Source organism: Rothia sp. 11254D007BW (assembly GCF_053548195.1).
In genome coordinates this window covers 1,765,214-1,782,293 of record NZ_JBPWPK010000001.1, presented here as the reverse complement: position 1 = coordinate 1,782,293, position 17,080 = coordinate 1,765,214, and the positions used below count along the sequence as shown (strand labels likewise).

17 protein-coding genes are annotated in these 17,080 nt (G+C 60.0%); 9 read left to right on the top strand and 8 right to left on the bottom strand.

Annotated features, from left to right (window positions below; translation table 11 throughout):
• Positions 1-81 precede the first annotated feature (81 nt).
• The 3 genes from ACEE43_RS07945 (at position 82) to ACEE43_RS07935 (ending at position 2,813) form a co-directional block, all read left to right on the top strand.
• Complete coding sequence (locus ACEE43_RS07945) at positions 82-1,308, top strand: hypothetical protein (protein ID WP_449107713.1); 1,227 nt, start codon at positions 82-84, stop codon at positions 1,306-1,308.
• 123 nt (positions 1,309-1,431) lie between these two features.
• On the top strand, positions 1,432-1,641 hold the full coding sequence (locus ACEE43_RS07940; RefSeq protein ID WP_322785916.1) for a helix-turn-helix transcriptional regulator: 210 nt from the start codon (positions 1,432-1,434) through the stop codon (positions 1,639-1,641).
• Complete coding sequence (locus ACEE43_RS07935; RefSeq protein ID WP_431463508.1) at positions 1,638-2,813, top strand: type II toxin-antitoxin system HipA family toxin; 1,176 nt, start codon at positions 1,638-1,640, stop codon at positions 2,811-2,813. Before ACEE43_RS07940 ends, ACEE43_RS07935 begins: the two co-directional genes overlap by 4 nt.
• Positions 2,814-2,856: 43 nt before the next feature.
• On the opposite strand, the gene ACEE43_RS07930 is transcribed toward ACEE43_RS07935, so the two are convergent.
• A complete protein-coding gene (locus tag ACEE43_RS07930; RefSeq protein WP_449107712.1) occupies positions 2,857-3,480 on the bottom strand; it encodes a LysE/ArgO family amino acid transporter in 624 nt (207 codons plus the stop codon).
• 70 nt (positions 3,481-3,550) lie between these two features.
• Here ACEE43_RS07930 and ACEE43_RS07925 point away from each other — a divergent pair, with 70 nt between their 5' ends.
• From ACEE43_RS07925 to ACEE43_RS07915, 3 genes are all read left to right on the top strand, one after another.
• Positions 3,551-4,465 (top strand): LysR family transcriptional regulator ArgP, encoded by a 915-nt coding sequence (locus ACEE43_RS07925; RefSeq protein WP_449107711.1) that lies wholly within the window; start codon positions 3,551-3,553, stop codon positions 4,463-4,465.
• A 117-nt stretch (positions 4,466-4,582) separates the two neighbouring features.
• On the top strand, positions 4,583-5,122 hold the full coding sequence (locus ACEE43_RS07920; RefSeq protein ID WP_449107710.1) for a YceI family protein: 540 nt from the start codon (positions 4,583-4,585) through the stop codon (positions 5,120-5,122).
• A 199-nt stretch (positions 5,123-5,321) separates the two neighbouring features.
• Positions 5,322-6,293, top strand: coding sequence for an arsenic resistance protein (locus ACEE43_RS07915; RefSeq protein WP_449107709.1), 972 nt, complete (start codon positions 5,322-5,324; stop codon positions 6,291-6,293).
• A gap of 35 nt (positions 6,294-6,328) precedes the next feature.
• Here the strand turns inward: ACEE43_RS07915 and ACEE43_RS07910 are convergent, their stop codons facing one another.
• Together ACEE43_RS07910 and ACEE43_RS07905 are read right to left on the bottom strand one after the other, a co-directional pair.
• Positions 6,329-6,514, bottom strand: coding sequence for a long-chain fatty acid--CoA ligase (locus ACEE43_RS07910; RefSeq protein ID WP_185173728.1), 186 nt, complete (start codon positions 6,512-6,514; stop codon positions 6,329-6,331).
• A gap of 8 nt (positions 6,515-6,522) precedes the next feature.
• Entirely contained in the window at positions 6,523-6,798 is a 276-nt protein-coding gene (locus ACEE43_RS07905) for a cell division protein CrgA (protein ID WP_237197782.1), read from the bottom strand.
• Between the two features lie 133 nt (positions 6,799-6,931).
• On the opposite strand from ACEE43_RS07905, the gene ACEE43_RS07900 reads away from it, so the two are divergent.
• From ACEE43_RS07900 to ACEE43_RS07890, 3 genes are all read left to right on the top strand, one after another.
• Positions 6,932-7,756, top strand: a complete 825-nt coding sequence (locus tag ACEE43_RS07900) for a class E sortase (protein WP_449107708.1) — start codon at positions 6,932-6,934, stop codon at positions 7,754-7,756.
• A 33-nt stretch (positions 7,757-7,789) separates the two neighbouring features.
• Complete coding sequence (locus ACEE43_RS07895) at positions 7,790-7,951, top strand: hypothetical protein (protein ID WP_185173726.1); 162 nt, start codon at positions 7,790-7,792, stop codon at positions 7,949-7,951.
• Between the two features lie 64 nt (positions 7,952-8,015).
• The gene (locus ACEE43_RS07890) at positions 8,016-8,657 is read left to right on the top strand and encodes an aminodeoxychorismate/anthranilate synthase component II (protein ID WP_237186450.1); all 642 of its coding nucleotides are present in this window, start codon (positions 8,016-8,018) and stop codon (positions 8,655-8,657) included.
• 85 nt (positions 8,658-8,742) lie between these two features.
• On the opposite strand, the gene pknB is transcribed toward ACEE43_RS07890, so the two are convergent.
• From pknB to ACEE43_RS07865, 5 genes are read right to left on the bottom strand one after another with little or no spacing between them, the layout of a single operon-like run.
• Positions 8,743-10,707: a Stk1 family PASTA domain-containing Ser/Thr kinase gene (pknB, locus tag ACEE43_RS07885; RefSeq protein ID WP_449107707.1), complete on the bottom strand. Its 1,965-nt coding sequence runs from the start codon at positions 10,705-10,707 to the stop codon at positions 8,743-8,745.
• Positions 10,708-10,733: 26 nt separating this feature from the next.
• A complete protein-coding gene (locus ACEE43_RS07880; RefSeq protein ID WP_449107706.1) occupies positions 10,734-12,458 on the bottom strand; it encodes a protein kinase domain-containing protein in 1,725 nt (574 codons plus the stop codon).
• On the bottom strand, positions 12,455-13,897 hold the full coding sequence (locus ACEE43_RS07875; protein ID WP_449107705.1) for a peptidoglycan D,D-transpeptidase FtsI family protein: 1,443 nt from the start codon (positions 13,895-13,897) through the stop codon (positions 12,455-12,457). The genes ACEE43_RS07880 and ACEE43_RS07875 overlap by 4 nt, the downstream gene beginning before the upstream one ends.
• Positions 13,890-15,341: an FtsW/RodA/SpoVE family cell cycle protein gene (locus ACEE43_RS07870; RefSeq protein WP_449107704.1), complete on the bottom strand. Its 1,452-nt coding sequence runs from the start codon at positions 15,339-15,341 to the stop codon at positions 13,890-13,892. The genes ACEE43_RS07875 and ACEE43_RS07870 overlap by 8 nt, the downstream gene beginning before the upstream one ends.
• Complete coding sequence (locus tag ACEE43_RS07865; protein WP_449107703.1) at positions 15,341-17,080, bottom strand: PP2C family protein-serine/threonine phosphatase; 1,740 nt, start codon at positions 17,078-17,080, stop codon at positions 15,341-15,343. The genes ACEE43_RS07870 and ACEE43_RS07865 overlap by 1 nt, the downstream gene beginning before the upstream one ends.

Here is a 17,080-nt window from a genome sequence, read left to right as displayed (position 1 = left end):
TGCTTTTTATAAAAATAGAACAAATATTTTATATATTGTGCGGTTAAAAATACCCCTCAGCTCAGCCCGTAGAATCAGAGTATGACACTCACCGAGCAAGAAGCACACACCTGGTTCAGAGCCGCCGGGGCTCCGCTAGTTATCCCTGCGCGAGAGCGTGCGCGATGGACTCTCGCCCGTTCCGCCCCGCTTTCTGCCTGGCTTATAGTTTCCTCCTTCACCTATCTTGCTCTGCTGTGGGGCCTAGCCCAGCTTGATGTTGAGGCGCAGGACGGAGGTGTGCCGGTAGACGTGCCAGACAGCGTCCTGACGCCCATCTTCATTGCCCTAGCCCTCGTGCCGCCCCTTCTGCTTCTGGTTGTACCCTGGGCGGTATCGCGTGTACTAGCGCCCCTGCCCTTCTGGCGCCAAACCTTGATTGGTGCGTTGCTTCTGCCTCTAGCGGCTTTCTCCATGCTGCCGCAGACTGCCCGCTGGATAGGGCTGGCAGATATTGCTGATGCCTTTGCTGCCGGTGACGTGCTCTGGATCTTGGGAGCTACGCTCCTTGCTGTTTACCTGGGCCTGGATTCCCTGTGCTATTGGGCGCTTCGGCAGGTTGTGAAGGAGTTGGCTGCTCTTTCAAGCATGGTGGTCAAGGTGCTGCCGGTGCTCATGATTGCTGTGCTCTTCTTTTTTGTGAACGGCGATATCTGGCGTGTGGCTGCGGCTTTGAGTATGCAGCGTACTCTGCAGGTGGTGGCTATCCTGACGGTGCTGAGCTTTCTGGTTGTTTCGTCGACAGTAACCGAGAAGACCCGCCGACTGCTGGGTGCCCGTAAAGGGGATAAGGTGGAGGAGTTTACGGACGCCGAGTACGCGGGTGCTGCTCTTCAGGCTGGGGATAAGTGGCGTCATGAGCTTGAAAATTTGCCCGCTGCGGGCTTGGGGCGCCCGGCTGATTTTAGGTGGGGTGAGTGGAATAACCTGGTGCTTCTTCCGATTGTGGTGCAGATGATTCAGGCTGTACTTTTTGCCGGGGTTGTTTTTCTGTTTTTTGTTTGGTTTGGCACGATCGCTATCCCTGATGCCACCATTACGAGCTGGCTGGGTTTTGAGGCCTCTAAGGTGACCCTGTTGGGTGTGCAGTTCCCGTTTACGGACGTTCTAGTGAAGGTGTCGATGGTGTTGGGGGCTTTTGCTGCCCTTAACTTTGCTGCGCAGACTAGCACGGATTCCCGGTATGCGGAGGAGTTCTTGGAGCCTGCCATCGGCCAGGTGCGGCGCACGGTGATGGTGCGAAATATCTACCGGGCTCGCACGAAGTAGAAGTGCCGCAGTGAGACAAGCGAACACAGCTCTATATTCAGAACAATTCTTCTGTTTTTTGCTAAATCAGCTTAGAATGAAGGCAAGAAAGTACATTTCAGAATAATTCTTCCGAAAGGTGAAGTGGTGGAGACGGCAGTAGTTGTAGGTGCAGCTATTCGAGATGCCCGTAGACACTTTCGTCTTACTCAGCTTGAGTTGGCCGAACTGGTTGGGGTCAGTGACCGCACGGTTCGGGATATTGAGAAAGGGCGCTCGGGGCCCTCGTTCTCGACGGTACTTGCGGTTGCGGCTGCCGTTGGGGTTCATCTTGAGGTTGCTAGGTCCGTATGATTCCTGAAGATTATAAAGGTGTGAGGGCTGCGGACGTATACGTGGCAGGTACTCTTGCCGCACACCTCACGAAAGACCAACAAGGGACAGTAACTTTTTCTTACAAACCCGGTTATCGAGGGCGTCCGGTAGCAACTACTCTTCCACTAGATGCGCCCCCGTTGGTTTCGCCTGCGGGTGCCCTCCCCGCTTTTTTTGCCGGACTTCTTCCAGAAGGATATCGTCTTACCCTACTGAGAGCAGCTACTAAAACCAGTCTGGACGATGAGTTTACGCTTCTTCTAGCTGTTGGGCAAGACACCCCGGGTAATATCCAGGTTGTCCCCGCAGGTCAGCTGCCATCTGAAACTCCAGCTCTGCTTGTTGGTAATCCTGAAACCCTTGATTTCTCTCAACTCTTTGTTGCAGTTGATTCTCATGCCTTGCCCGGAGTTCAGGCTAAGGCTAGCGCTCAAATGATGACAGCGACGGCTACTGGGGGCGATGGCACCAGTGCCCTGGTGAAAGTAAATCCTGGTAGCTACCCCCAACTCGTTCAGAATGAATACGCCCATCTGCGAGCAGCTCAAGTATTGAAGCTGCCTGTTGCATCGGCTCAGTTGGTCTGTGATTCTTTGGGTGTGGAGGGCCTTTGGATATCTCGTTTTGATCGTGGTGAAGGGGGCGCGCGCTATGCTTTTGAGGACTCTACTCAGGTTCTAGGCGTGCACCCGGCGCAAAAGTACTCTCTTGAGACAGAGCGCGTTATATCGGCTTTAGCTGACCTTGCTGTGTCACCACTTATTGCGAGGCGGAATCTCTACCTGCAGTTTGTTTATGCGTGGCTAACGGGTAACGGTGACCTTCACGGTAAAAATATTGGCGTGCTTGAGACTGCTCGCGGCGGTTGGGAGGTGGCCCCAATCTATGACGTGCCGTGCACCCTGGTTTATGGTGATAACTCTTTGGCTTTACCTGTAGCAGGGCAGACGCGCAACCTACGTCGCCGACATTGGTTGGAGTTAGCTGACTCCATTGGTCTGCCCCTAAAAGCTGCGGTGTCTGCTCATCGTCTTGCCCTCACGGCTGCTGTTTCTGTGGATTGGGGTGCGATTGGGTTAGAGGGCTCGTCCGTGCGGGGTGCCCAGCGCGAGTTGCGTTTTCGGCGTTACGAGCTGGAGCAAGACGCGTAGAGATAAAAACTTCAGATACCTACCTACAGGTCGGGCAGGTGCCTTAGTGTCCGAACATGACCTTGTAGGCCAGGAAGAACATGAGGGCGGCGATGCCGGCGTCCAGCACGCGCCAGGCACGGGGGTTGGCAAAAACAGGACGCAGGAAGCGGCTACACGAGGCCAGGAGGGTAAACCAGATAGCGCTACCGGTGACCGTGCCCGCGTAGAAAAGCCAGCGGTAGTCGCCCTGCTGCGCCGCAATGCCACCAATGAGAACAAAGGTATCGAGGTAGGTATGGGGGTTGAGGTAGGTCATGGCAGCAGCAATGAGCAGGGCCTTGCCCAGGGTTTGCGGCCCGGAGTCTTCGCTGGTGACCGTCATGGCGGACGGCCGCAGGGCACGTTTCGCGGCCATGGCACCGTAGATGACGAGGAAGGCTCCGCCACCCCAGCGCAGAATCTCTAGTACCCAGGCGGCTGAGTCCACCAGGGACCCGATCCCCAGCACTCCCAAGCCGATGAGCAGGGCATCAGAAAGAATGCAGAAGATGGCAATGGGCCAGATGAACTTGCCGATGATGCCCTGCTTGAGCACGTAGGCGTTCTGGGCACCGATAGCCACAATGAGTGAGAGCGAGGTGCCGATGCCAAAGAGGACGTGGGGGAGGATTTCTGCGATAGTCACGAGAATCTATCGTAGGTGACCAGCATTCATAAAGCTATCTAATGAAACTTCAATAGCATAAGATGTTCTTATGATGCGCTTTACGACCGACCAGCTCCAAACCTTCGTCACCGTCATTGAATACGGCACCTTCGACGCAGCCGCCGATATTTTGGGCGTCAGCGCCTCTGCCATCTCACAACGCGTCAAGGCAATGGAACAGCTGGCCGGGCGGGTGCTCCTTAAACGCACTAACCCGGTGGCTCCCACCGAGTCGGGGCAAAGCGTCCTGCGTATTGCTCGGCAAAGCGAATTCCTGCACGCAGAAATGGAGCGTGAGCTCGGCGGTAGCGAAGAGGGGCAGAGCGTAGCTGTGGCCGTCAACGCTGACTCCCTGGCCACATGGTTTCTCTCGGCCGTTGCAGAACTGGCCGCCCGCGACCGCATCTTCTGCGATGTGCGCCGAGAAGCCGAGTACCACTCGTCCGCCCTGTTGCGATCTGGGGAAGTCATGGCTGCCCTGACCTCCAGCCCCGAACCTATCGCCGGTTGTTCCGTTGAGAAGCTGGGCGATATCCGCTACCGCGTGGTTGCCTCTCGCGACTACCTGGCGCGCTACTTTCCCGCCTACCCGCAGGTCACCGCCGAGCAGCTGGCACTTGCGCCGGTAGTGGAGTTTGACCGCAAGGACTTTGGGCTCGCGTCCGCCCGGGGTCTGCTGCTCGACCGCTTCGCGGTGGAACCTGACTCCTGGCAGAGCTCACCCACCATCTACCTGCCCAGCTCACCCGACTATGCGCGGGCCGTCCTGGGTGGAATTGCCTGGGGTATTCTGCCCGAGGTGCAGGCCCTTGACGCCCTTGCCTCCGGCGACCTGGTGGAGCTCGCCCCCCAGCCGGTTGACGTGCCACTTTACTGGCAGCACTGGAACATCAGCTCCCCCGTGCTTGCCCGGCTGAGCGAACGGGTGTACGCTGCAGCCGCGGGTGAAGGGGTTCTGCGATAGCCCCGCCGGCTAAAATTTTCTTTGTAAAATTTTTCGCCGCACAGCTTGCGCGAGTAAAACTTTACTTGTAAAGTAATAACTGTTGAAAACAAACCGTACCGCTTGAAAGGCACAATCATGGCAGAACTCACCGCAGGCACCTGGAACTACGACTCAGCACACTCAGAGGTGGGCTTCACCGTGCGCCACGCAGGCATCACCAAGGTGCGCGGTACCTTTGAACAGGTCGATGCCCAGCTCGTCATCGCTGACAACATCGCAGACTCCTCCATCAAGGCAACCGCACAGATCGCTTCGGTTAACACCAACAATGCTGATCGTGATGGCCACCTGCGCAGCGCAGACTTCTTCGATGCAGACGCTCACGCCACCATGGCCTTCGAGTCAACCTCCTTTGAGCTCGACGGCGAAGACCTGACTATCGCAGGTAACCTCACCATCAAGGGTGAAACCCGCCCTGTCACCTTCACCGGCGAATTCACCGGTGCAGTCGTCGACGCCTTCGGTGTTACCCGCGCCGGTGCATCTGTCTCAGCAACTATCTCCCGCAAGGACTTTGGCATCACCTGGAACGCCGCAGTTGAAGCCGGTGGTGTGCTGGTCTCAGATAAGGTCGTCATCAACCTCGATGTAGCCTTCACCGCTCCCGAAGCATAATCAGACTCCCGGCGTGAGAACGCTGACGAGATAAAGCACACTGCTTGAGGCATATGCCCAAGCCAAGGTGCAAAATCAGCTGAACTCGAGCTGATAGGTGTTGTGTAGCCCTGCCCTTCCCTGCCTTACAGTAGGGGAGGGTAGGTTGCTTTAACAGAAAGGACGCTCGTGGTCAGCTTCATGGAGAGACACCAGGTGGTTGCTTGCCCTGGCAATGGGGCTTGCGGCGTCCTTTGTGCCGGGGGTTGCGGGTCTTGCTCAGCCGCTGGTTACCCCGGCCCTTAGTGTGCTGCTCCTGGCCACCTTCCTAACGATTCCGCTCCGCGGCCTTTTGGAACCCGGGGCGCTCACCGGTTTTACTAAAACCCTGCTGGCTCTCAACTTTCTTCTAGCACCCCTGGTGGTGGCGCTACTTCTGCTGGGGCTCCACCGACTTGTGCCTCAGGTGCCTGATCTTCTGGTGTTTACCGCAGCACTTGTGCTCCTGGCACCCTGTGTAGATTATGTGGTGACCTTTACCGGTCTTGCGGGAGGCGCCCATGTGCGCCTCCTGTCGTGCACCCCGCTCCTGCTCCTGGCGCAGATGTGCCTTATTCCCCTGTGGCTTCTGCTCTTCCGTTCCGCCGGTATCTGGCGGGGGGATTTTCTGGCTGACGGCACCCTCTGGCAGGCCCTGCCGCAGTTGGCAGCCGCCCTGGCGGTGGTGGTAGTCCCCCTGCTGGGTGCGGCCCTTATCCAGGGAGTAGGTGGGCACCTGCAGGGATATTCTGAAGATGCAGCAAGTGTTTTAATGGTGCCGCTGATGGTGCTGGTGCTTGCCCTCACCCCGGCCGCTCATGCCGTTCACGTCACCCAGCTCGCCTCGTATCTTATGCCCCTGGCCTGCTTATATGCCCTATACGCTATATGTATGGGGTTACTTTCTAGCTCCCTCCTGCGACGCTGGGGCAGGGCCCTACCCGCACCCGAGCGGGTCGCCCTCACCTTTTCAGCCGTCACACGGAATGCCCTCGTGATACTGCCCCTGGTCCTCGGCCTTTCAACCGCCCTAGCCGACGAACCGGCGTCCGCCCTCATGCCCCTGGCGGTACTCACCCAAACCCTGGTAGAGCTCCTAGCCCTTACCGTGCTGGTGGCCCTCTACCGCACACAAAAATCCCCGCTACCGTAGGCCGGTAACGGGGATAGAGGAAGGGGAGCGGACGCCTAGCCCGCCACCGCCTGCCACACAAAATAAATAGCCACAGCAGCAACCACACCAAACAGCGCCCACCGGCGTAGCTTGGTCTCAAACCGGGCGGCACGAATATCGGCACGCTGATCCAGCGTCTCGTTCGGATCAACCGGCGCTAGATTCGAGGGATTGGTTGTCTCAGGTTTCTTCTCAGCCACAGCGGCACCTAGCGCCAGCGGGTGGTCATAATCAGACCCACCATCATGAAGCCAATGCCGATACCGATATTCCAGTTACCGATACCCGGAATCGGGTACACCGACTGGGAAATGTAGAAGGTAATAATCCACAGCACGCCAATCACAATCATGGCGAACATGATCACGCGATACCAGAGGGGGGTCGGCGACGGGAAATCATCGTCGCTGTACATCGATTCAGCAACGCGGCGTAGCTCCGCCTCTTCAAAATCCTCGTCACGAATAGACTTCGACTCAGCCACTTTTCCTCCAGTAGGGGAGCGCGCTCCCGGGCAAATTATAAAAATTACGGTTTAGACACGATTTTAACCGTAGTACCTGAAAAAGTTCTAACATTAAACAGTCCCCAGTAACTGTCCCACGCCGAGGTGAGATGTGACCACAGCAGCCCCTACCGCTAGCCGCCGCGCGCGTCCCCCTGCTAGCCGCACCCCCCTTCAATGGGTTATTCAAATCGTCGGCGAACTTCTAATCACGGCGGGTCTTATCTTGCTCCTGTTCGTTGCCTGGCAGCTCTGGTGGACCAACATCGACGCCAACCGCACCCAGCAGCAGGCCGTCGACAGTCTCATCCAAGAATTCAACAGCAGTAGCGGTAACGGGGGGTCTAACCCCGCTGCCGCCGGTCAGGGGGCGGACGCTGAAGGAACGGCGTCCGAAAACGTCGTACCCGACTATGACCCCGCTGATCCGCCGGTAGTCTCCCCGCCTGCCTACGGGCAGGCCTACGGGGTGGTTTATATACCCCGACTGGGTGAAAACTATGCCCGCCCCCTCGCTGAAGGCGTCGGCACCGACGTGCTCGACACCCTGGGGCTAGGACGCTACCCCACCACCCAGATGCCCGGTGAATACGGCAACTTCGCTCTAGCAGGCCACCGCCAAACTAACGGGGCCGTACTCGATAACATCGACCTGCTTGAGAGCGGCGACAACATCTACGTACGCACTGCCGAAGGTTACTACACCTACCGGGTCTACGAGCACAAAATCGTTCTCCCCAACCAGGTTGAGGTAATTGCACCCAACCCCGATAACCCCGAAGCTCCAGCGGCTGACGCTGACCGCCGTCTACTCACCCTCACCAGCTGCCATCCCCGCTACGGCGATACTGAACGTTACATCGTTCACGCCGAATTCGTCAGCTGGCAGCCTGCTGAAGCGGGTGCCCCCGAAGAAATCGCCGCCATCGCCGGCTAAAGCCAACCACCGCCGTCCACCCCAAGGAACCCCATGTACGCCTGGATTTTCCGCCACCTGCCCGGCCCCCTGTGGCTACGCATCATCATCGCTATCGCCCTGATAGCGGCCGCCGTCTATCTGCTCATGGAATACGTCTTCCCCCACTTCGCTGAATACAGCCCCTTCAACACCGACGTGACCATAGAGCAATAAGTACCGGACGCCCGCCCCACCCCGTGCGATAGAATCAAGACACCATCACGAAAGGGCAGGTGCCATGACCAAAATCCTCGTCATCGATAACTACGACAGCTTCGTCTTTACTCTGGTCGGTTACATCCAGCAGCTAGGTGCTGAAACCACCGTTATCCGTAACGACGAACTGACTCTTGACGAGACCATCGCCCTCGCCCAGGAGCACGACGGCGTGCTCGTCTCGCCCGGCCCCGGCAACCCTGCCGAGGCGGGCGTCATTATCGACGTCATTAAATGGGCCAAGACTGCTAACAAGCCCCTGCTCGGCGTCTGCCTGGGCCACCAGGCCCTCGCCGAAGCCTTCGGCGGGGTAGTGGGTCACGCCCCCGAGCTCATGCACGGTAAGACATCCCAGCTGGTCCACACCGGCCAGTCAGTCTTCAAGGGCCTGCCCAGCCCCTTCACCGCCACCCGCTACCACTCCCTCGCCGTTGAACCTGCCACCCTGCCCGCTGAGCTAGAGGTTACTTCCAGCACCGATAACGGCATCATCATGGGCCTGCGCCACGTTACCGCCCCCCTGCACGGTGTACAGTTCCACCCCGAATCGGTACTTACAGAAGGTGGCTACCTCATGCTTGGTAACTGGCTCGAAGAAGTAGGCCTAGAAGGGGCCGCAGCCCTGGGTGCGACCCTCTCTCCCCTCATCGAACCGGCAGCCTAACACCAGCTTGATAGCCCAAAAACCCCTATAAGAAAGCCGCCCTCCCCACGTGGGGAGGGCGGCTTTCTTATAGGTTGAGCACGACCTAGTCGTTGTTGTTACCGCTTGCGCTCGCTGCTGCGCTCGGGGTTGCCTGGGCAGTGGCCGTAGCGGCAGGCTGGGTGGCCTGGGCCGTAGCCGCTGCACTCGGTGCGGTAGTAGCTGCCGCACTGGGGGCGCTGGTTGCCACAGGGGCAACCGCCACGCGAATAGTCACGGTTGAACCCTGCTCAATCAGGGTTCCGGCAGTGGCACTCTGTGAGATAACGGTGCCAGCGGGCTGGGCGGTGGTGGTGACGGTTTCGATATTGGTGCTCAGCAGGGTATCTGATGCGGTCAGTGCTGCGATAGCGGCATCGCGGCTCAGGCCGACCAGGCTGGGGACCTCAACCTTACCGTTGGAGAGAATGATATCGATGGTCGCGCCGGCATCGGCCTGTTCACCGGAGCCGGGGGTTACACCAACAACCATGCCCGCGGGGATGGTGGGGCTGTTGACGGTGGTGGTGCGGCCGGGCACGAAGCCAGCGTTCGTGAGAGTCTCACGCACGTACTGTTCACTCTGGCCCTCAAGGTTGGCAGGTACGGTCAGTACAGCCGGGCCGGACGATACCGTCACAACAATCTCACTGCCCTCTTCAGCTTCGAGGCCGGTCACGGGGGAGGTCTTGATAACTGAACCCTTGGGAATGGTGTCGGAGTGCTCTTCTTCGAACTTGAGCGCGAAGTTCAGGTTACGCAGCTGGGTTTCAGCCTCTTCCTTGGTGAGACCCTGAACCGCAGGAACCACGTGCACGGGAACCTCGTTGAGCTTGGCCTGGTAGTAGAGCACAGAGCCTACACCGAAAGCTGCCAGCAGGAGGATGAGCATAGTGGTGAGAGCCTTGCTCCAGGCGCTGCGGCGGCGCTTTTTGCGGGCCTTAGCCGGGTCCTGGCCGTAGCCGTAACCGTAGAGTTCTTCGTCGGTGTATTCAGACTGAGCATTGTCAAAGAAGCTACCAATGCCAGCTTCTTCGGTCTCACGCGAGCTGGCAGCTACAGCGCCAGCTGCAGCCCCTGCGCCGATAGAAGCTGCACTAAAGGCAGCGGTAGCTTCGGTGGGATCCTGGTCCTCACCAGAAACTATGCCGTCCTCGGCATCTTTCAGGGCGGACGCGAACTCCCCAGCACTCTGGTAACGGCTGGTAGGGTTCTTGGCCAGGCCCTTGAGCACAGCAGCATCGAGGGCGGGAGAAATCTCTTCACTCGCGTAAGCGCTGGGCGGCTGAGGAGTCTCGCTCAGGTGCTTACCGGCCAGTTCCACGTTGGTGGGGGCGTCGAAGGGGGAGCGCCCTGCCAGCATCTCGTAGATGACGCAGGCGGCCGAGTAGACGTCGCTACGGGCGTCGACAGTCTCACCGCGAGCTTGCTCGGGTGAGATATAGCGGGCGGTACCCATGACGGTATTGGCCTTGGTGAGGGCATCACCGGCCTCTTCAGCAGCACGGGCGATACCAAAGTCCATGACCTTAATCTGACCGGGCTCACCCAGCTCACGGTCTTCTGCTGTCTGGGGCAGAATCATCACGTTAGCGGGCTTAATATCGCGGTGCACAATACCTGCGCTGTGGCTGTAATCGAGAGCCTCAAGAATCTGCACACCGTAGGCCAGGGCCTGAGCCTGGTCAACCTGCCCGCGAGACATAGCATCGCGCAGGGTAGTGCCCTGAACCAGCTCCATCACCATGAAAGGCACCGATACCTCAGAGCTACCTACCTGAATATCGAAGGAGCCGGTGTCGTAGACACCCACGATAGAGCGGTGGTTGAGAGCCGCAACGGCCTCGGCCTCGCGCTGAAAACGGGCGCGGAAGATAACGTCCTGAGCATGCTCAGTCCGTAGAACCTTAAGCGCAACCTTGCGCCCCAGGCGTGTATCAACCGCTTCGTAAACGGTCGCCATGGCGCCGGAGCCAATAAGGGCTCCGACCTCGTAGCGCTGATCGATAGTTTCAGGAACCTGCTGGTCCATGTATTCACCCATCATTTCCGGTGGAGTTAGTTGCCGGTCGAATCAGCGCTCGGTGAGGCTGCTTCTGAGGCGGTATCTGACTGTGGTACTGAGGCGCTCGCTGATGCGGACGCTGACGCACTGGCTGCGGGGGCCTTGGCCACGTAGACGTCTACGCTGCTTCCCACTTCAACACGGGATCCCGAGGTGGGGCTGGTGCGCAGCACGGTGCCTTCGCGGGCGCTACTGCTTTCTTCGAAGTGAATCTGCACGTTCACGCCCAGGGCGGTAATTGCGTTGATGGCCTCTTCAGAGTCTGTACCCTCCAGATTACTGGGTAGGGTCACTGATTTGGGGCCGGTGGAGTACTGTACGGTAATGGTTTCGCCCACTTCTACACTGCCGGTAGGTGAAACAGACAGTACCGTGTCTACGGCAGATTCAGAGGTGACGCCGGTGGTGCGGGTTGAGAAACCCAGGGCGGTGAGCTCGTTGACAACCTCATCGAGGGGGCGCCCCTCGTAGCTTGCCGAGTCAATTTCAATGCGGGTGGGGGTCTCTGCCGCGCTGGCTTCTTCGGTGGTGGGTGAAGCGCTGACGGTTGAGACGGTACCCGAGGCAGTGGGGGTGCCGTCGCTGGGGGTACTAGAGCGGTTGCTTCCCGCTAGTACAAACCAGACAACAGCGGCGATCAAGAGCAGGGCAAGTACCAGGGATACCCAGCCCCAGGGGCTCTTCTTTTTTGCCGGGGTTTCAGCTGCCGGGTAGGCGGCGGCCGGGGTGCTGGGTACGCGAGCTGTGGTGGGCTCGGGCTCGTAGCGGGCTCCTGAACCGAAGCGTGCAGCCGCGGGGGCTACAGCGGTGGGTGCCGTCATGACCTGGGTGGCCTGGGTGTCTGCCCCCTGGGGCAGGAACTTGCTCAGGGGCGGCACAGCTTTGATGGCAGCTGGGATGTCGCGGCGGCGGATGGCGTCAATGGCGGACGCCAGCGCGGTGGCGGTCTCGGGGCGGTCCGCTGGATCTTTGGAGAGCAGGCACATGATGAGCGCTGCTGCGGGGGCGGGGACGTCCTTGGGCAAGGGCGGTGGCGGATCGTTGACCTGTGCCAGGGCAATGGCGATCTGCGATTCACCGGTGAAGGGGCGCTTACCCGCTAGGCACTCGTAGCCGATGATGCCCAGGGAGTACATATCGGAGGAGGGGGTTGCCTGCTGGCCGGTTGCTTGTTCCGGAGCCAGGTACTGGGCGGTGCCCATGACCTGGCCGGTGGCGGTCAGGGGTACCTGATCGGCCAGGCGGGCGATACCGAAGTCGGTGACCTTCACGCGCTCGTCCGGAGTGATAATCAGGTTGCCGGGCTTCACGTCGCGGTGCACGAGCCCCTGGGCGTGGGCGGCTGCCAGGGCGCGGGCGGTCTGCGCCATGATGTTGAGGATGCGGTCAGCAGGTAGCTGCTTGTCGCGCTCAATGATGTTAGACAGCGGCTCACCGGGTACGAGCTCCATGACCAGGTAGGCAGAGCCGTCCTCTTCGCCGTAGTCAAAGACGTTGGCAACGCCGGGGTGGTTGAGCAGGGCGGTGTGGCGGGCCTCGGCGCGGAAACGCTCCAGGAAGCCGGGGTCGCCCGTATATTCCTCTTTCAGAATCTTTACGGCGACGGTACGGCCCAAGACCTTATCGCGCGCCTTCCAGACCTCGCCCATACCGCCAATCGCGATACGCTCGGTCAGGGTGTAGCGACCACCAAGAGTCACATCTACCGAAGGCCTCACTTGTTCAACACCGCCTCAAAAAGTTGTTTACCTGCGGGAGCAGCAAGCTGCGCCCCTGTTGTGACGTCTACACCTTCATAGACTACCGCGATAGCTACCTGCGGGTCGTCCGCTGGAGCGAAACCGGTGAACCAGGAGTTGTTTAACCCCGTGTCTCCAATTTCAGCGGTACCGGTTTTACCGGCCACCTGGACCCCGCTGACCGCGGCGCCCGAGGCGATACCGTTGCTCACGCCGTTTACCATCCAATCGGTTACCTGGTTGGCGATATCGGCTGAGGTGGAGCGTCGTAGCTCCTCAGCTGAGAACTCATACAGCGAGCTGAGGTTGTGGGACTTAACCGACCTGATCAGGTTGGGTTTCATCTGCACACCGTCGTTCGCGATAGCTGCGCTCATCATAGCAACCTGCAAAGGGGTGGTCTTCACATCGTACTGACCAATAGACGCCTGTGCTAGCTGGCTGTCTTCCATGTTGGTCGGGAAGACTGACTGTGACACAGCTAGAGGGATTTGGAGGTCTTGCCCGTAGCCAAAGTTGCTGGCGGTCTGGGCGATGGTTTCTTCACCCAGGTCCATGGCAATCTGGGCAAAGGGGGTGTTGCAGGACTGCGCCAGGGCCCACTCGATGGTGGCGGACGTGCGGGTTGAGCACTGGCTGCCGGTGTAGTTGGGCAGGGTGACGGTGGTGTTCGGCAGGGTCAGGTTCTGAGGGTTGGGAATCACCGAGTCCGCATTGTATTTACCCGATTCGAGGGCGGCTACGGCGTCAATAATTTTGAAGGGTGAGCCGGGTGCGTAGGTGTCGCCCGCGATAGCGCGGTTGTAGAGCGGGTGGTTGGCGTCCTCATTGAGGGCCGCGTACTGGGCCAGCACCGATTCGGCGTTGTGGGACGAGAGGGTGTTGGGGTCGTAGGAGGGGGTGGACACCATAGCCAGGATTTCGCCGGTCTTGGGGTCAAGTGCCACGATAGAGCCCTTGTAGCCGTCCAGCAGGTTGTAGGCCAGCTGCTGGAGCTCGCTGTCGATGGTCAGCTCAACGCTGGCCCCCTGGGCGGTGTTGCCGGTGAACATCTGGGCCAGGCGGTCGTAGAACTGGGCGTCGGAGTTGCCCGACAGCTGGTCGTTCATGGCAGATTCCAGGCCGGTTGCCCCGTAGATGGATGAAAAGTATCCGGTGAGCCCCGCGTAGAGCTCGGGCTGGGAGTAGGTGCGCTGGAAGGCGTAGCCGTCGTTTGATTCTACGGACGAGGCAATTTCTACCCCGTCAACCACAATGGACCCGCGCTGGGAGCCGTAGCTTTCGTAGAGGGTGCGGGAGTTCCAGGCGTTGGCCTGCAGGTTTTTAGCGTCGAAGAATTGGATATAGGTCAGGGTGCCCAGCAGCATCACGAAGACGCAGGCCGCAGCAATCCATGCCCGGCGGATAGCTTTATTCACCGCGAGCACCTCCTGAACGGTTGGTTTCGGTAATTCTAGAGATGACGGACGTGGCGCCCTCGGGCTCGTAGCCCTCGTAGTCGATGCTGTCTGCTTCGTCGAACTCTTCTACCACGTGCGGGGCGCGGGCGGTGTGGGAGATAGCGAGCAGGATGGCTACGATGACCCAGTTTGAGAGTAGGGAGGAGCCACCGGCGGACATGAAGGGGGTGGTGAGGCCCGTCAGAGGGATTAGGCGGGTGACGCCGCCAATGACCACGAAGAGCTGAATCACGATGAGGGCTGAGAAACCGGCAGCTAGGAGCTTACCGAAGGCATCACGGGTGCCCAGGGCCGCACGGAAACCGCGGGAGACCAGCAGCAGGAAGAGCATAAGAATCGCTCCCAGACCCAGCAGACCCAGCTCTTCACCGAGGGCGGTGATAATCATGTCTGAGTTGGAATACGAGACGAGGTCGGGGCGTCCGTTGCCCCAGCCGCGTCCGAACAGGCCGCCAGAGGCCAAGCCGAAGAGGCCCTGCACGATCTGACCCGAGCCACCCAGGGGCTGGTTGTAGATTTCAGGGTCAAAAGCGTGCACCCAGGAGTTGATGCGGTAGTAGACGTGGGAGATGTAGTTGTAGGCCAGCACGCCGCCGGCGGCTACAAAGAGCAGGCCCAGGGCAACCCAGGTGAGGCTTCCGGTCGCTAGGAAGAGCATGGCCAGGAAGATGCCGAAGAAGAGAATGGCCGAGCCCAAGTCGCGCTGGAAAACCAGCACCGCCAGGGAAACGAACCAGGCGATAAACATGGGAGCTAAGTCTTTGAATCGGGGCAGACGTACCGGGCCTAGGCGCTTACCGGCCAGCATAATGAGGTCGCGGTGGGTTGAGAGATAACCAGCGAAGAAAATGGCCAGGGTAATCTTGGCAATCTCACCGGGCTGGAAGGTGCGGCCCCCGAGAGAAATCCAGATGCGGGCACCGTTAATTTCGGTACCAATAATCGGTAGCAGGGGCAGCAAGAGCAAGACAATGGAGGCAACCAGCGAGATATAGGTGACTTTGCGTAGTACGCGGTGGTCGCGCAGGAAGAAGAGCACCACGGCTGAGGCAATCATGGCTAGCCCGGTCCACATGAGCTGGGCGGCTCCCGCGTTGGCGGTGGTGGTCAGGTCGATACGGTAAATCATGGCCAGGCCCAACCCGTTCAGAGCTACCGCAATCGGCAGGATGAAGGGGTCGGCATAGCGGGCCCGCATATACATGACAGCGTGTAGCACCAGGGCACCTACACCTTGAACGGTTAGGGCCTGTACCCACATGCGGTTAGCCAGGGCAGTTTCGGGGTCTACCAGGTACATAGCGGCAGGGCAGAGCAGCACCGCTAGTACGGTGAGTATCAGCTCGGTCAGGCGGCGGGAGCGGGGCAGCTCAACCGCAGGTGCGGTAGATGACGTGCTCACTAGTTACCTCCCTGGGTGGTTGTGCTGGTATCGGGTGTTGGGCTGGTTTCGGACGCCGGGGTTGGCTCGCTCGATTCACTGGCAGAGGCGCTCGGGGTGGACTCCGCCGTGGTGACGGTTCCCGGCGTGACCGTAGCCGGTAGCTGGTCGCGCAGGTTCTGCACGATCTGCTCAGCCTCGTCCTGGCTGGTGGCGGTGATGGTGCTGCGCAGAAGCGACTGGGAGAACTCCGGCAGGGAGCTGACCTCAATATCGGTCTCATCGACCACGGTGTGCAGGCTGACCGGCCCCAGGGACTGGTTGATGCCGTTGAACACCGTCACGTGGTCGTCCTTAACGCCCACGTAGTACTGGGTCTTAGTCCAGGCGAAGAAGCTCCAGGCACTGGCCACCAGTACAGCTAGGGTTAGGGCAGCCACGAAGATACGCATGGGCCAGCGGTGCGGTGACGGAGCTACCTCGTTGCTCAGGGCAACCCGGTACTCTTCGGGCAGCTCGGCAGGCTCCAGGGTCTGGGTGGTCTGCTGCTGCGAGAGGGTGCTGATGTTCTGGGCGGTGCGGGCCGTGACCGCCGGAATCATGCCGGTCTGGGTGGCATTGGCGGCAGCTCCCACCAGGTCGTGGGGGCGCTCTGAAAGCTCATGGCGCAGGACGGACGCCGGGGTCGGCTCGTCCTCCCCCTCACCGCTGGCGGGGGGCGCGGCGTCCACCCCGGCCTTGACGGTCATCGTGTTGAGCACTCCGTCGGTGAAGGATTCACCGCGCCACTTGCCGTGGCGCAGGGCGTTGCGCATCTTGGCGTGCTGGGGCATGCGGCGGCGCCAGGGGGCGCGGTGCTCGCCGTCCTCGTCGAATATTTCCCCGGCGTCCGCCCCTTCGGCCTCGCTGTCGCTAGAGGCGGGCTCAGCGGCCTCCTGCTCCACGGTGGGGTAAACCCCCACCAGCTCGCCGTCCTTACCGTACTTGCGCACCGGGATAATCGGCTGCGGGGCGGTAATCGCCGCTGAGAGGGAGTCCTCGCTAATGACCTGCAGGGCCACTACGGTTACGTTGTCGGGGGCACCGCGTTCTAAGGTCATGTCGGTCAGAATGTCGACCACCTGCTGCAGGTCGCCGGTGGAGCGCATGACCGCCTCAATCTCAGCTACCTGCACCACGGCGTCCAGGCCGTCAGAACTTAGCACCCACTTTTCGCCTACCACGGCGTCCAGGGTGCGCAGTTCAAGCTCGGGGCTGGCGTCCACATCGCCCAGAACGCGCATAATCACGTTCTTGTGCGGGTGGGCCTCGGCCTCCTCGGGGCTAATACGCCCCTCCTGTAGCAGGCGCTGCACAAAGGTGTGGTCGGTGGTGACCTGCTCAAATACCCCGTCGCGCAGGCGGTAGGCGCGCGAATCACCAATATGGGCCATCTCGATGCGGTCCCCGTCAATGAGCAGGGCCGTGCAGGTGGTACCCATGCCCGCCAAACGCGGGTTCAGCGCCACCAGCTCATTCATGATGATATTGGCATTCACGATCTCATCGGCCAGGTACACCCCGGCATTACCCTCAAAACCTGCCCGGTCAAGAGGAGTCAGATCAAGCACCGTGGTGGCCGACGCGACGTCGCCGCCCACATGCCCGCCCATGCCGTCGGCAACCACCGCCAGGTAGTGGCCGGCATAGCCGGAATCATCGTTCTTCGAGCGTACTCGCCCCACGTCGGAGCGGGCCGCAAAACGGAAAGCGATACTCAT

Coding starts and splice junctions, on each gene's coding strand:
- ACEE43_RS07945 (WP_449107713.1), top strand. CDS start 82: ATGACACTCACCGAGCAAGAAGCACACACCTGGTTCAGAGCCGCCGGG.
- ACEE43_RS07935 (WP_431463508.1), top strand. CDS start 1,638: ATGATTCCTGAAGATTATAAAGGTGTGAGGGCTGCGGACGTATACGTG.
- ACEE43_RS07925 (WP_449107711.1), top strand. CDS start 3,551: ATGATGCGCTTTACGACCGACCAGCTCCAAACCTTCGTCACCGTCATT.
- ACEE43_RS07920 (WP_449107710.1), top strand. CDS start 4,583: ATGGCAGAACTCACCGCAGGCACCTGGAACTACGACTCAGCACACTCA.
- ACEE43_RS07895 (WP_185173726.1), top strand. CDS start 7,790: ATGTACGCCTGGATTTTCCGCCACCTGCCCGGCCCCCTGTGGCTACGC.
- ACEE43_RS07890 (WP_237186450.1), top strand. CDS start 8,016: ATGACCAAAATCCTCGTCATCGATAACTACGACAGCTTCGTCTTTACT.
- pknB (WP_449107707.1), bottom strand. CDS start 10,707: ATGGACCAGCAGGTTCCTGAAACTATCGATCAGCGCTACGAGGTCGGA.
- ACEE43_RS07865 (WP_449107703.1), bottom strand. CDS start 17,080: ATGAGTATCGCTTTCCGTTTTGCGGCCCGCTCCGACGTGGGGCGAGTA.